General features: G+C 71.7%; 11 protein-coding genes. 7 read left to right on the top strand and 4 right to left on the bottom strand.

Features of this window, described 5'->3' with window-relative positions; all coding sequences use genetic code 11:
- Positions 1 to 92: 92 nt before the first annotated feature.
- Both glp and galU read right to left on the bottom strand, forming a co-directional pair.
- Positions 93 to 1,433, bottom strand: coding sequence for a gephyrin-like molybdotransferase Glp (gene glp, locus ACFYNS_RS15705; RefSeq protein WP_360303622.1), 1,341 nt, complete (start codon positions 1,431 to 1,433; stop codon positions 93 to 95).
- Between the two features lie 3 nt (positions 1,434 to 1,436).
- Positions 1,437 to 2,339, bottom strand: coding sequence for a UTP--glucose-1-phosphate uridylyltransferase GalU (gene galU / locus ACFYNS_RS15700; protein ID WP_360303621.1), 903 nt, complete (start codon positions 2,337 to 2,339; stop codon positions 1,437 to 1,439).
- Positions 2,340 to 2,445: 106 nt separating this feature from the next.
- On the opposite strand from galU, the gene ACFYNS_RS15695 reads away from it, so the two are divergent.
- Positions 2,446 to 3,060 carry a 5-formyltetrahydrofolate cyclo-ligase gene (locus tag ACFYNS_RS15695; protein ID WP_388603257.1) on the top strand — a complete coding sequence of 205 codons (615 nt, stop codon included), beginning with the start codon at positions 2,446 to 2,448 and terminating at the stop codon, positions 3,058 to 3,060.
- Between the two features lie 179 nt (positions 3,061 to 3,239).
- Here the strand turns inward: ACFYNS_RS15695 and ACFYNS_RS15690 are convergent, their stop codons facing one another.
- Entirely contained in the window at positions 3,240 to 6,062 is a 2,823-nt protein-coding gene (locus ACFYNS_RS15690) for a penicillin acylase family protein (protein WP_388603254.1), read from the bottom strand.
- 337 nt (positions 6,063 to 6,399) lie between these two features.
- On the opposite strand from ACFYNS_RS15690, the gene ACFYNS_RS15685 reads away from it, so the two are divergent.
- The 6 genes from ACFYNS_RS15685 (at position 6,400) to mscL (ending at position 12,757) form a co-directional block, all read left to right on the top strand.
- Entirely contained in the window at positions 6,400 to 7,950 is a 1,551-nt protein-coding gene (locus ACFYNS_RS15685) for a potassium/proton antiporter (protein ID WP_388603251.1), read from the top strand.
- Positions 7,951 to 8,456: 506 nt separating this feature from the next.
- On the top strand, positions 8,457 to 9,827 hold the full coding sequence (locus tag ACFYNS_RS15680) for an MFS transporter (RefSeq protein WP_388603249.1): 1,371 nt from the start codon (positions 8,457 to 8,459) through the stop codon (positions 9,825 to 9,827).
- 67 nt (positions 9,828 to 9,894) lie between these two features.
- Positions 9,895 to 10,260, top strand: a complete 366-nt coding sequence (locus ACFYNS_RS15675) for an FmdB family zinc ribbon protein (RefSeq protein WP_360302250.1) — start codon at positions 9,895 to 9,897, stop codon at positions 10,258 to 10,260.
- 183 nt (positions 10,261 to 10,443) lie between these two features.
- A complete protein-coding gene (locus ACFYNS_RS15670; protein WP_388603247.1) occupies positions 10,444 to 11,280 on the top strand; it encodes an S-methyl-5'-thioadenosine phosphorylase in 837 nt (278 codons plus the stop codon).
- A 115-nt stretch (positions 11,281 to 11,395) separates the two neighbouring features.
- Complete coding sequence (locus tag ACFYNS_RS15665; RefSeq protein ID WP_388603244.1) at positions 11,396 to 12,013, top strand: hypothetical protein; 618 nt, start codon at positions 11,396 to 11,398, stop codon at positions 12,011 to 12,013.
- 171 nt (positions 12,014 to 12,184) lie between these two features.
- Entirely contained in the window at positions 12,185 to 12,757 is a 573-nt protein-coding gene (gene mscL, locus ACFYNS_RS15660) for a large conductance mechanosensitive channel protein MscL (protein ID WP_388603242.1), read from the top strand.
- A 256-nt stretch (positions 12,758 to 13,013) separates the two neighbouring features.
- Here the strand turns inward: mscL and ACFYNS_RS15655 are convergent, their stop codons facing one another.
- Complete coding sequence (locus tag ACFYNS_RS15655) at positions 13,014 to 13,214, bottom strand: hypothetical protein (RefSeq protein WP_388603240.1); 201 nt, start codon at positions 13,212 to 13,214, stop codon at positions 13,014 to 13,016.
- Positions 13,215 to 13,251: the final 37 nt, after the last annotated feature.

The raw sequence follows: 13,251 nt of genomic DNA, 5'->3' as shown, positions 1-13,251 counted from the left end.
AGCAGCAGCGCCGACCTGCGTAGCTTCGCGCTGCGGCCCGACTCCGGGCTAACCCCGCCCCGAAGGACGGGGCCTGCGCCCTTTACCTCCGGTCAGTCCAGGGGAACGACGGTCACTTCGTCACCGGGGGCGACCCGGGAGGTCTGCTCCGGGATGTCGATCAACGCGTTGGCGTGTGCGAGGGCGGCGATCAGGTGGGAGCCGGGGCCTCCGACCGCGCGAACCGTACCCGCCCCGTCCTGATCGGCGGACGGGGTGAGGTCGCCGCGGAGGAACTGCCGCTTCCCCTCCGGTGAGGTCAGCGCGGTGTCCCCGGCCAGCCGGGCGCGCACGGTGCGGCGCCGGACGGGCTTCTGGCCCATCAGGTGACGCAGCGCCGGGCGGACGAACAACTCGAAGGAGACATAGGCGCTCACCGGGTTGCCGGGCAGGGTGAGGATGGGCGTGCGGTCGGGCCCGATCAGACCGAACCCCTGGGGTTTGCCCGGCTGCATCGCCAGCCTGCGGAACTCCACCGTGTCGCGGGGCGGATCGTCCGCGCCGTCCTCCTCGCCGCCGCGGAAGGCGTCCACCTGGGAGAGCGCCTCCTTGACGACGTCGTAGGCGCCGACGCTCACCCCGCCGCTGGTGACGACGAGGTCGGCCCGGATGAGCTGGTCCTCGATGGTGGCGCGCAGCGTCTCGGCGTCGTCGGCCACCGCACCGACCCGGTAGGGGATGGCTCCGGCCGCGCGTGCGGCGGCGGTCAGCACGAAGCTGTTGGCGTCGTGGATCTGCCCGGGACCCAGCGGTTCTCCCGGCGCGACGAGTTCGCTGCCGGTGGAGAGGACGACCACCCGGGGGCGCGGGCGCACCACCACCGAGCCGCGCCCGACGGCCGCCAGCAGACCCACCTGCGCGGGCCCGAGGACGGTGCCGGCCCTGAGTGCGACAGTGCCCGCCTCGACGTCGCTGCCCTTGGCCCGTACATGCTGACGAGCGGCGACCGGACGGTGCACGCGCACCTGGCCCGAGGCGCCCTCCGGCGCGGCGCTGTGCGCGGCCATGGCGTCCGCGGGGCCGCCGCCTGTGCCGCCGTCGGTCCACTCGACCGGGACGACGGCCTCCGCGCCGGGCGGCAGCGGCGCACCGGTCATGATGCGGGCCGCCTCACCGGAGACGACGACGGGCAGTCCGGAGCTCCCGGCGGCGATGTCGCCGACCACACTGAGCACCGCGGGGAACTCCTCGCTGGCGCCCCGCACATCGGCGGTCCGCACGGCGTAGCCGTCCATGGAGCTGTTGTCGAACGGCGGGAGCGCGGCGGGGACGACGACGTCGTCGACCAGGACGCAGCCCTGCGCGTCGAGCAGGTTCAACTCGATGGGGTCCAGCGGGCGGACGCTGCGGAGGATGTCCTCCAGGTGCTCCTCGACCGACCAGGTCTTGCTCACGACTTACATCTCCTCGGTGACGTAACCACGCAGCCACTCCCGGAACTCCGGGCCCAGGTCCTCACGTTCGCACGCAAGCCTGACAATGGCACGCAGGTAGTCCGCCCTGTCCCCGGTGTCGTAGCGGCGCCCGTCGAAGACGACGCCGTGCACCGGGCCGCCCACGGACTCGTCGCTGGAGAGCGTCTGCAGCGCGTCGGTGAGCTGGATCTCGCCGCCTCTGCCGGGCTCGGTCTTGCCGAGCACCTCGAAGACGGCCGGGTCCAGCACATAGCGGCCGATGATGGCCAGGTTGCTGGGCGCCTCCTGCACCGCGGGCTTCTCCACCAGGTCCGAGACCCGCACCACGTCGCGGTCGGAGGTGGCGGCGGCCGCCGCCGCGCCGTACAGGTGGATGCTGCCGGGATCGACCTCCATGAGTGCCACGACGCTGCCGCCGTGCTCCTCCTGCACCTCGATCATCCGCGCGAGCAGGGGGTCGCGCGGGTCGATCAGGTCGTCGCCGAGGAGGACGGCGAAGGGCTGGTCCCCCACGTGCGGCGCTGCGCACAGGATGGCGTGCCCCAGTCCGCGCGGGTCGCCCTGGCGGACGTAGTGCATGGTGGCCAGGTCGCTGGACTCCTGCACCCGGGCGAGTTTCCCGTCGTCGCCCTTGTCCCGCAGGACCTGCTCCAGTTCGTAATTGCGGTCGAAGTGGTCCTCGAGGGGACGCTTGTTGCGTCCGGTGACCATGAGCACGTCCGAGAGACCGGCCGTGACGGCCTCCTCTACCACATACTGGATCGCGGGCTTGTCGACGACCGGGAGCATCTCCTTGGGTGTGGCCTTTGTCGCAGGCAGGAAGCGCGTGCCCAGGCCGGCGGCGGGGATGACTGCCTTGGTGATCCGGGAGCGGGGAGTAGTCATGTCCCGCACCATAACCGGTCACTTGATGGGAAAGATAAGCGTCCACGGCGTTTATCGCGTTTGTTGGGTTTGTTGCGTTTCACGCGCGGAAGGGAAAGGACGCTCCATGGGCGAGCCGGAGACCGTCGGCGACGGTAGTAAGCACGCGTTGCGCCGCGCTGTCCTGCGGGTGAGGAGAACCTTGACCCCCGGTGACCTGGATGCGGCCGCTCATGCGCTGGCCCGGCACGTACTGGAGCTGCCCGGCCTCTCCACTGCCGCGACCGTCGCCGCGTACGCGTCCGTGGGCAGCGAGCCGGGCACCGGTCCGCTGCTGGAGGCCCTGCACGAACGCGGTGTGCGCGTACTGCTGCCGGTGCTGTGCGAGGACAACGACCTCGAGTGGGCGGTCCACGAGGGACCCGGGACGCTCGTTCCGGCCGGGCATGGACTGCGGGAGCCGTCCGGCCCGCGGCTCGGCCCCGAAGCGGTCGCACAGGCCGACGCGGTCCTGCTGCCGGGGCTGGCCGTGGACCGGGGCGGACTGCGGCTGGGACGGGGCGCGGGCTGCTACGACAGGGTGCTCGCCCGGCTGGCGGCCCGCGGCGCGCAGCCGGTGTGTGCGGTACTGCTGTACGACGGAGAGCTGGTCGACCGTATCGACGGTGAGGAGCACGACCGGCGGGTGGCGACAGCCGTGACCCCGAGCGGCGTGCACCACTTCGAGGCCGCGGAAGGCTGACCGGGTCACGCCGCGGTCAGCGACCGGCCCAGGGAATGGGCTGGCCGGACAGATCGAGGGGAAGCCGCACCCCCAGGGACCACGGCGCAGCGACGGCCCTTCGGACCGGACCTGCCGCGCCGACCGCACGACGGTGGCCCGGCACGCGCGGCGCGTGCCGGGCCACCGTCGTGCGCACGTCAGGGCGTGAGCGCCATCTGGTCCTCGGTCGCCTTGTCGACCGCCTTCTCGTTGTAGGGCCACTTGAGGAACTCGCCCTTGGCCCACTTGTCGGTCTGGTCGGTGTAGTGCGCGTTGTAGGCGTGCCCGGAGGCGCCGGTGAGGTTGATCCACCGCGAGTTGTCCAGGTCGCCCATGTCGACGACCATCCGCATCGACGGCACCCAGATCACGTCGTACCCGCCGGCCGCATTCCATCCGGTGGCGTTGACGGCTGCCTCACCGCCGCCCAGGTCCCAGGGGCCGCGGTTGAGGAGCCACTGCATGAATCCGGGGCCGCTGGTGCCGATCGTCTGGTTCTTGAGCATCAGCCGGTGCAGCCTGCCCCAGCTCCAGGTGTCGATGTCCTTGCCGAGCTTGGAGGTGAGCTCCCAGCGCGCGTCCTTCATGGCGTGCGCCAGCAGATCGTCGCGGTTCTTGTCGCCCTTGCGCACCGAGGTGTCGCGGGTCTTCCACCACTCGCTGTCCGGCTGCTTGAGCAGCTTGCGCACGACCTCGAACCAGCGGTCCCCGCCGTCGGGCTGCGCGGAGTCCGCAGAGCGCTGCCCGCACTCGCGCACCAGCCGCTGGTTGCCGTTCAGGTCGTCGACCGGACCGGAGTCGTCGGAGGGCGCGACGTACAGGCAGTCGCCCTTGACGCGCAGCGCCTTGGGGAGCTTGTCGCCGAAGGCCAGCTTGAGGAGGTTGCGCCAGACGGCGTTGAAGTAGGCCGCAGGCGCCGAGTCGGAGTCCTGGGTGTAATCCCAGCCCTCCAGCAGCTTCTGCGCATTCCGTACGTACTTGTCCCGGACCTCGATCTTCAGCAGGTAGGGCACCAGCAGCTTGGCGATCTCGCTGCTGTTGTCCATCTGCATCGTCTCCATGTCGTCCATGGAGATCTTCCCGCCGTCCTTGATCTTCGACTGGATGAGGTCGTCGATCCGCTGGCTGCGCGCCCCGTAGCCCCAGTCGTCGGTGAGCAGGTAGGGGTACTTCTCGCGGTCCACGACGGCCTGGTTGGCGGTCACGATGTAGCCGCGCTCGGGGTTGTACTCCCACGGCAGGGCGCGCTGGGGAATGTATCCCTTCCAGCGGTAGCGGGGGTCCCAGCCGGGCGCGGGGTAGCGTCCGTCGCCCTTGCCGCGCACCGGGATGCTGCCGGGGGCCTGGTACCCGATGTTGCCCTTGGTGTCGGCGTAGATGAGGTTCTGCGAGGGGACGGCGAACTCGCGGGCTGCCGCGCGGAAGTCGGAGAAGTCGGCCGCTCGGTTGAGCTTGAAGACCGCGTCCATGGTCTTGGAGGGCTCCAGCGCGGTCCACCGGAGGGAGATCGCGTAGCCGTCGCCGCGGTCGGGCGCCGCGTTGCCGACGGGGGACGTGTCGCCGACCTTGCGCAGCTCCTTGTTGCGGTCCGAGACGATCGGGCCGTTGTTCGTCTCGCGCACGGTGATGGTCCGGTCCTTGCCGCCGGCGACCTTGATGGTCTCCTCGCGGGTGCGGTACGGGACCTCCTTGCCGTCGTAGAGGTACTTCCCGTCACGGACCTTCTCCAGGTAGAGGTCGGTCACGTCGGCGCCGAGGTTGGTCATGCCCCAGGAGATGTGCTGGTTGTGGCCGATGACGACACCGGGCATGCCGGAGAAGGTGAAGCCGGAGACGTCGTAGGGGCAGGACTTGTCCACAGAGCGGCAGTGCAGGCCCATCTGGTACCAGACGGAGGGCAGTTGCGGCGCCAGGTGCGGGTCGTTGGCCAGCAGCGGCTTGCCGGTGGTCGTGTACTTGCCGGACACCACCCAGGAGTTGGACCCGATGCCGCTGCCGTTCGGCCCGAGCAGCCCGGGGATCTCGTCCAGCTTGTCGGCCACCGCACCCATCTGCGTAGTGGCGCCCTCAGCCGCCTCACCGGCCCCCTGGGCGCCGCCGGAGCCCCCGGAGGCCCCGGGAGTCCCCGTGCCGCCGCCGGCGCCCGCAGCGGGCTGCTCAGTGCCTCCGGTGCCCGCTCCGGAGCCGGTACCCGTGCCGTCGCCGCTGCCCGAACCGGTCTCGCCGCCCTCGGACTTCGGGTCGAACTTCTTGGTGGCGGGGTCGACCGACCCCTGGCCCACGATCGGCTTGTTCCGGTCGACGGGGTACTCCGGGTACAGGTCCTCGATCTGGTCCTTGTCCAGGCGGCTGGTCATCAGCGCCCGGTCGACCTCGTCCGACATGTTGCCCCGCAGGTCCCAGGCCATCGCCTTGAGCCAGGCGACCGAGTCGACCGGGCTCCAGTCGGCGGGCTGGTAATCCTCGCCCGCCAGGTCCAGCGCCGCGTACTCCACGGAGAGCGCAGCGCCCTTGTGGTCCTTGAGGTAGGCGTTGACCCCGGCGGAGTACGCCTTGAGGTAGTCCCTGGTCTCCTCGGGGAGTTGCTTGTACTCCTTCTCCGCCACCCGGCGCCAGCCCAGGGTGCGCAGGAAGGCGTCCGTCTCCACCTGTCCGTCGCCGAACATCTCCGAGAGTCGCCCGGAGGTCATGTGGCGGCGTACGTCCATCTCCCAGAAGCGGTCCTGCGCCTGCACGTAGCCCTGCGCCAGGAAGAGGTCCTTCGCGTTGTCCGCGTAGATCTGCGGGATGCCGCTGCCGTCCCGCTTGACGCTCACCGGTGCGGCCAGGCCCTTGAGTTTGAGGGAACCGGTGGTCTGCGGGAAGGAGTCGCGGACGGTGCTGATGCCCCAGTAGGTGCCGCCGCCGACGCCGGCCACCAGCAGCAGCACGACGACGATCACGATGAGGCGGGCGCGTCGCGAGGTCTTCTTGGCGGGCATCGCTGTCCTTAGCGGGGCAGGGTGGACCGTTACGGGGGACCGGACGGGCCCGGTCCGTACGGAGCAACCATAGGCCGACCGTCGGCGCGCCCGGACAGCGAGTCACCCTCAGCCGATTCTCACCGGGGCATATTCAAGTAATGGTAAATTGTTAGCTACCCAAACGAACTAGCCGCTGCCGGACAACGGTCCGGAAGCAGCGGCCCCGCCATGGTCGAGGCGTTAAGAACACGTCAGGAAAACGTCAGGAGGCCGTCAGAACCATCACGCGCACCCGCTCGCCCGCTCAAGGAACCCCGCCCCGGCGCCGATTCCCCGCGCCCGGAGCACCCGACTCGTGCACTCAAGGAGAGAGCCCCGGCCAGAGAGGACCCGTGCCCTGACCGTCCACAGCCTCAACCAGCTCCTGCTCTTCAGCGCCCTCGTCCTGCTCATCGCCGTCGTGGCGGTCCGGCTCTCCTCCCGCAGCGGGCTGCCCAGCCTGCTGGTCTACCTCGGCATAGGCATCGCCATAGGGCAGGACGGCATCGGCTTCGGCTTCTCCGACGTCGCGCTGACCCAAACCCTGGGATACGCCGCCCTCGTGGTGATCCTCGCCGAGGGCGGGCTCGGTACGAAGTGGCGCGACATCCGTCCCGCCGTGCCCGCAGCCGCCGTGCTCTCGACGTTCGGCGTGGCCGTCAGCGTGACCGTCACCGCCCTGGCCGCGCACTACCTGGTCGGACTCGACTGGCAGGCGTCTCTCCTGATGGGCGCCGTCGTCTCCTCCACAGACGCCGCCGCGGTCTTCTCCGTACTGCGCAGAGTGCCGTTGCCCAAGCGGCTCACCGGCATCCTGGAAGCCGAGTCCGGATTCAACGACGCCCCCGTCGTGCTGCTGGTCGTCACCTTCTCCTCGCTCGGTTCCGGGCACCACACCTGGTACTTCCTGCTGGGGCAGATCTTTCTGGAGCTCGCCATCGGGCTGGTGGTGGGGCTGGTCGTCGGCAAGCTCGGCGAACTCGGCATGCGCCACGTGGCCCTGCCGGCCTCCGGCCTCTACCCCATCGCCGTGCTGGCCCTGTGCTTCCTGGCGTACGCGGGTGGAGCCATGGCCCACGGATCCGGCTTCCTGGCCGTCTACGTGGCCGCGCTGATCCTGGGCAACGGCAAACTGCCGCACCGGCCTGCCGTGCGGGGTTTCGCCGACGGGGTGGCCTGGATGGCGCAGATCGGCCTCTTCGTCCTGCTCGGGCTGCTGGTGACCCCGCACCAGCTGTGGAAGGACTTCTGGCCCGCCGTGCTGATCGGGCTGGCCCTGACCCTGGTCGCCCGGCCGCTGTCCGTCTTCCTGTGCCTGGACCGCTTCCGCCTGCCCTGGCAGGACAAGGCGCTGCTCACCTGGGCGGGGCTGCGAGGGGCCGTGCCCATCGTGCTGGCGACCATCCCGATGGTCGCCGAGGTCAGGGGCAGCCAGCGGATCTTCAACATCGTCTTCGTGCTGGTGGTCGTCTTCACCGTTCTCCAGGGGCCCACCCTGCCCTGGCTGGCGCGGAAGCTGCGGCTGAACGAGCGGGACGAGGCCGCCGACCTCGACATCGAGTCCGCACCCCTGGAGCGGCTGCGCGGGCATCTGCTGTCCGTGGCCATCCCGCCGTCCTCCCGGATGCACGGCGTCGAGGTCACCGAGCTGCGGCTGCCCCCGGGCGCTGCCGTCACCCTGGTGGTGCGGGACGGCGAGAGCTTCGTCCCCCTGCCCTCCACGGTGCTGCAGCACGGCGACGAGCTCCTGGTCGTCACGACCGACCGGGTCCGGGACGCGGCCGAACGGCGGCTGCTCTCGGTCAGCCGCGGCGGCAAGCTCGCCGGCTGGCTGGGCTCCGGCGGGAGCACAGCAGTGCGCCGGTGACGGCCCGGCCGTCCCCCGGGGCCCGAGCCGCTCGCTGCGGGCCGGGCTCGGGGGAGGTGCGGCGGTGTGGGCGCGCCACCGCGGGCTCGGGCTGCCTGCGGGGCCGCGCTGGCCTGTCGTCGCGGCCCCGCAGGCGGGTGCGGGTCTGTCGTCTCCGTACGCGCGGCTGTGTGCGGCGTCCGCCACGTGGGCGGGGGTGGCCTCAGTCATGTGGTCGTGCGCGGGTGCGGACCGTGCCGGATGACGCGGGCGGGGTGCCTCGCGGGCTGGTCGAGAGCGGCCGCGGGCTGTGCCGCCTGTTACGGAATACCGCCGCCGACCGCTATCCTCAGGACGGTAAAGATTCACCCCGACTCTGCCTGATGCAGAGCTGGCGCGACCGCTCGGCGGCCACGGTCCGGAAGCCACCCTTGCACCGGACCGGGTATCTACCCCGGTCCTGCGCGAGAGGACAGCTCTCGGCGCGTCACCCTGAGCGCGCTACCAGGCGGCAGAAAGGCCCGGCCGTGGAATCCCCGGCCACCGAGACCGACACCGCACGGACCGACGAGAACACCGGGAACCGGCGCTCCGAGCGCTCCTCCGGGCGACCCGGATACGGGCAACTGCTGCGGACCGAGGGAGCCTGGTCCTTTCTGCTGCCGGGCTTCCTGGCCCGCCAGCCCTACGCGATGCTGACCATCAGCATCATCCTCCTCGTCCAGCACACCACCGGATCCTTCGGCCGGGCGGGCGCGGTGTCGGCGACCGCCGGCATCGCCATGGCCCTCCTGGCGCCGCAGAGCGGCAGGCTGGCCGACAGGTTCGGACAGGGCGCCGTCCTGGTCCCGCAGGCGTTCCTGCACGTCCTCACCGTCGGGGCGATGATCGCCGCCGCCCTCCTGGACGCGCCCCTGTGGGCACTGTTCGTGGCGGCCGTGCCAGCGGGTGCGACGGCACCGCAGATCAGCCCGATGGTGCGCGCCCGCTGGGCGGCGCGGCTGCAGGGCTCCCCGCTGATGACGACAGCCGCCGCCTTCGAGTCGGTGACGGACGAGTTCACCTTCGTGGTCGGCCCGGTCCTGGCCACGGCGCTGTGCACCGGCGTGCATCCGGCCGCCGGGCTCGCAGCCGAGGCGGCCATCTCGCTGGTGGGCGGACTGGTCTTCGCCGCGCAGCGCCGTACGCAGCCGGTTCCGTCGGCCGCCGGGCGCCCGGCCGGGCGGGGTGCGGACACCGCGCACGGACACGGCGCGGACGGCCGGCCGTCCGCACTGGCGGCGCCGGGGGCTCGGGTGCTCGTCGCGGCGCTGCTGGGCATCGGCACGGTCTTCGGCGGTATGCAGGTCTCGCTCACCGCGTTCACCGAGGCGATCGGCCGGCCGGGCGCCAACGGTCTGATGTACGGCGTCTTCGCCGCGGGCAACATGCTGGCCGCCGTCGCGGTGGGCGCCGTCCGGTGGAAGCGCGGGCCGCAGACCCGGCTGCTGACCGCCTACCCGGCGCTGGTGGCGGCCGCGGCGCTGGTGGCGCTGGCCGCGCAGCTCGCCCCCTGGGCGGTCGCGCTGGGCGCGCTGGGCACGCTGACCGGACTGTGTGTGGCGCCCTGCATGATCACCTGCTTCACCCTGATCGAGTCGCTCGTCCCGGCGGGTGCCCGCACCGAGGCGTTCACCTGGCTGACCGGGGCGGTCGCGCTGGGCCAGGCGACCGGCTCGACAGTGGCGGGCCAGCTCGCGGACCAAGCGGGGGCCGGAGCCGGGTTCCTCACCCCGCTGGTCGGCACCGGGCTCGCGCTGCTGGTGCTGCTGGCCTTCCGCAAGGCGCTGCACCCCGCCCACGGCGGACTGGTCGCGGCACGTGGGCTGGGTCACCGAACGACAGTCGCGGTGGACTGACGCGCGGGAATGCTGCACTATGGAGCGTTGTTAGCACTCAACAAGTGAGAGTGCCAGGAGGAAGAACGTGCCGACCTATCAGTACCAGTGCACCGAGTGCGGCGAGGGCCTCGAGGTGGTGCAGAAGTTCACGGACGACTCGCTGACCGAGTGCCCCGGCTGCCAGGGCCATCTCAAGAAGGTCTACTCGGCGGTCGGCATCGTCTTCAAGGGCTCCGGCTTCTACCGCAACGACAGCCGCAAGTCCTCGTCGAGCAGCAGCCCGGCCGCCAACAGCTCCTCCTCGGACTCGACCGCGAAGAGCGGCGAGACCAAGGGTTCGTCCTCTTCCTCGGACTCCTCGTCGTCCGGCTCCTCCTCGTCCTCCTCGGAGACGAAGTCCTCCGGGAAGAGCGAGAGCAAGAGCGGCAGCAAGGCGTCCACTTCGGCCTGAGCCGCCGCTTCGGGCCGGCCGCCCCCGCGGCCAGGCCCGCGGACTCGCCGTCCACCCCCGGGGCCCGCGCCGGACGGCACGGGCCTCTCGTGGTTTGCACCCCGCCGACGGGCCCGGCCGGGCCCGCTGTCCGTGGGTCCGGCCCCCTGCCCCGCATCCGGCGTGCGCCCTTAGGGTGACCGCATGAGCGAACAGGCAGAGATCGGCATCATCGGCGGTTCCGGCTTCTATTCCTTCCTCGACGAGGTGACCGAGGTCACCGTCGAGACGCCCTACGGGCCGCCGAGCGATTCACTCTTCCTGGGAGAGACCGGCGGCCGCCGGGTGGCCTTCCTCCCGCGCCACGGCCGCGGCCACCATCTGCCCCCGAACCGGATCAACTACCGCGCCAACCTGTGGGCGCTGCGCTCGGTGGGCGTACGCCAGATCATCGCGCCGTGCGCGGTGGGCGGCCTGCAGCCGGAGTTCGGCCCCGGCACCCTCGTGGTCCCGGACCAACTGGTGGACCGCACCAAGTCCCGGCAGCAGACCTTCTTCGACGGTCAGGAACTCCCCGACGGAAGCGTTCCCCGGGTCGTCCACGTCGCCTTCGCGGACCCCTACTGCGAGGCGGGCCGCCAGGCCGGGTTGCGGGCGGCCCGCGTTCGCGGCTGGCAGGCGGTGGACGGGGGCACGCTGTGCGTGGTCGAGGGTCCGCGCTTCTCCACCCGCGCCGAGTCCCGCTGGCATGCGGCCCAGGGCTGGTCGGTCGTGGGCATGACCGGGCACCCCGAGGCGATCCTGGCCCGCGAGCTGGAGCTGTGCTACTCCTCGCTGGCCCTGGTCACGGACCTGGACGCGGGTGCGGAGGCCGGGGACGGCGTCTCGCACGAGGAGGTGCTGCAGGTCTTCGCCGAGAACATCGGCCGGCTGCGCGAGGTGCTCTTCGAGGCGGTGAGCGAACTGCCCGCCGCCGACGAACGCAAGTGCGAGTGCGGCTCGGCGTTGGGCGGGATGGAGCCCGGCATCACGCTCCCCTGACCGCTTCCGTCCCCCTCCTGGGGGACGTAGTTATCCACAACTGCTCGGTCATCCACAGGTTTTCGGGCCCGTCAGCGGGATTCCGGCCCAGCGTCCAGGGTGGTCACCGAAGGCCGTGAACAGGCGGCTCTTCTCCCTGTGCTGGCTGGTGGTGAGCGTCGTGCCCGGATCCCGGAAGCCCTTCCCGGAGGATCTTCCTCTCCGTACGTGTCTGCGCGCTCCCGTGCCCGACTTCCCACCCGTCCGGGCCGGACGCGGCGCTCGCCTGCCGCGCCCCGGCAGGCCGGTGCGGCGCCGGTTCCTCCCGGCCGCGCTGGCCGTCGGCGCGGCGGCTCTCGCCCTCACCGCGACGGGCAGCAGTCCGCCACCGCAGGACGGGAGCCGTTCCGCGGGCTCCGGCCCGGCAGCGGAACGGCGGAGCACCGAGAGGGCGGCCGCAACCGAGAAGGCGCCGGAAGCGCCCGTCTCGGCCCCCGTCCGGATCGCCGACGCGGCAACAGTCCGGCTGCTGAGCCCCGGTGACCGGATCGATGTGCTCGCGAGCACCTCCAAGAGCGCTTCCGCCCGCGTCGTGGCCACACATGTCCGAGTGGCTCAGGTGCCCGACTACCGGGACACTGTCTCGGGCGACGGAGCCGAGGGGGCGCTGATCGTCGTCGTCGTTCCCCGGCGGACAGCGGCGGCGCTCGCGGGCGCCGCGGCGACATCCCGCTTGGCGGTGACGCTGTGCTGAGCCGTCCGCCGTCCCCACTGCTTCGGAGGCGGCTGGTCCGGTCGTGCATGAACCCATGCGCGCGAGGGCAGGCGAGCAGCCGGTCCCGTCCGCGGGCGCTGACGGTTCCGCGCGTCCTCGGTCTCCCGCTCGCAGTCAGCATCGTCATCTGGTTCTGGAAGAGGAAGTCCGTTGAGCAACGACGCACCCGCACCCGAGAAGAAGGGCGTACTGACCGGCTTCAGGGAGTTCCTGATGCGCGGCAACGTGGTCGAACTGGCCGTCGCCGTGGTCATCGGAGCAGCCTTCAGCAAGATCGTCGAAGCCGTCGTCAACGGCTTCATCAACCCTCTGGTCGGCGCCATCGGGACCAAGGACCTGGACAAGTACCGCTCCTGCCTGAAGGGCCCCTGCGAGGTCAGCCCGACGGGCGAGGTGACCGCGGGCATCCCGCTCCACTGGGGCCCGGTGCTCAGCGCAACGCTGACCTTCCTGATCACGGCGGCGGTCGTCTACTTCCTCATGATCCTGCCGATGAACAGGTTCAACGAGCGCCGGGCGGCCAAGGCCGCCCCGGCGGAGACCGCTCCGGCGGAGACGGCCGGGACCGAGGTCGAGCTGCTCACCGAAATCCGCGACGCCCTGCTCGCCCGGCGCGGGGGCGGGAGCGACTCGGCGGAGAGCCCTGCGTCCGCCGGTACGGCCACCGCTGCGGACAGCCCGGTGGGACCGCAGCGCGACGGGGGCGCCGCCACCCGGAAGTAGCGCCGGAGACCGCGAAGGCAGCGCCGCGGGGCCGTATGGCCGGCGGCAACCCCCGTCGTCCACGGAATGGCCACTGTCCGGGACACGACTGCTGCGCGGAGGGCCACAGCTCGCCGACGGTCCACCGCCCCCGGACGCGCGGCCACCGCCCGGCTGGCGACCACCGTCCGGTGGGCGGCGACTTCCCGGCGGCAGGGCACGGCGCCCTGCGCACAGCGGCGACCCGGCCGCGCTCCTGGGGCGTGGCGGAGCGGGCTCAGAGGTGGTGGGGCGGCTTCTCGTCCAGGAAGCGCGCGAGGTCGCCGCTGGTTCCCGCGGATCCGCCGCCCGCGCCCTCGCCCCAGCCCCGGTCGGTGTCGTCGGCTGAGGGGCGGGTCAGCGGGTCGTCGAAGACCAGCGGGGCCGCCGCTTCACGCGGGGTGCCGGGCCGGTCGGAGGAATGCGGGTCGACGCTCATGGCTCAAGCGTACGGCCGCCGCACGTGGCTGCTGGTA

This window comes from Streptomyces sp. NPDC006925 (genome assembly GCF_042869575.1).
Lineage (GTDB): Bacteria > Actinomycetota > Actinomycetes > Streptomycetales > Streptomycetaceae > Streptomyces.
Note: the sequence above shows the minus strand (reverse complement) of the source record. Positions and strands in the feature narration are given on the sequence as shown.

Bases quoted from the DNA above. Each gene is read 5' to 3' on its own strand.
- ACFYNS_RS15695 (WP_388603257.1), top strand. From the start codon at position 2,446: ATGGGCGAGCCGGAGACCGTCGGCGACGGTAGTAAGCACGCGTTGCGC.
- galU (WP_360303621.1), bottom strand. From the start codon at position 2,339: ATGACTACTCCCCGCTCCCGGATCACCAAGGCAGTCATCCCCGCCGCC.
- ACFYNS_RS15690 (WP_388603254.1), bottom strand. From the start codon at position 6,062: ATGCCCGCCAAGAAGACCTCGCGACGCGCCCGCCTCATCGTGATCGTC.
- ACFYNS_RS15655 (WP_388603240.1), bottom strand. From the start codon at position 13,214: ATGAGCGTCGACCCGCATTCCTCCGACCGGCCCGGCACCCCGCGTGAA.
- ACFYNS_RS15670 (WP_388603247.1), top strand. From the start codon at position 10,444: ATGAGCGAACAGGCAGAGATCGGCATCATCGGCGGTTCCGGCTTCTAT.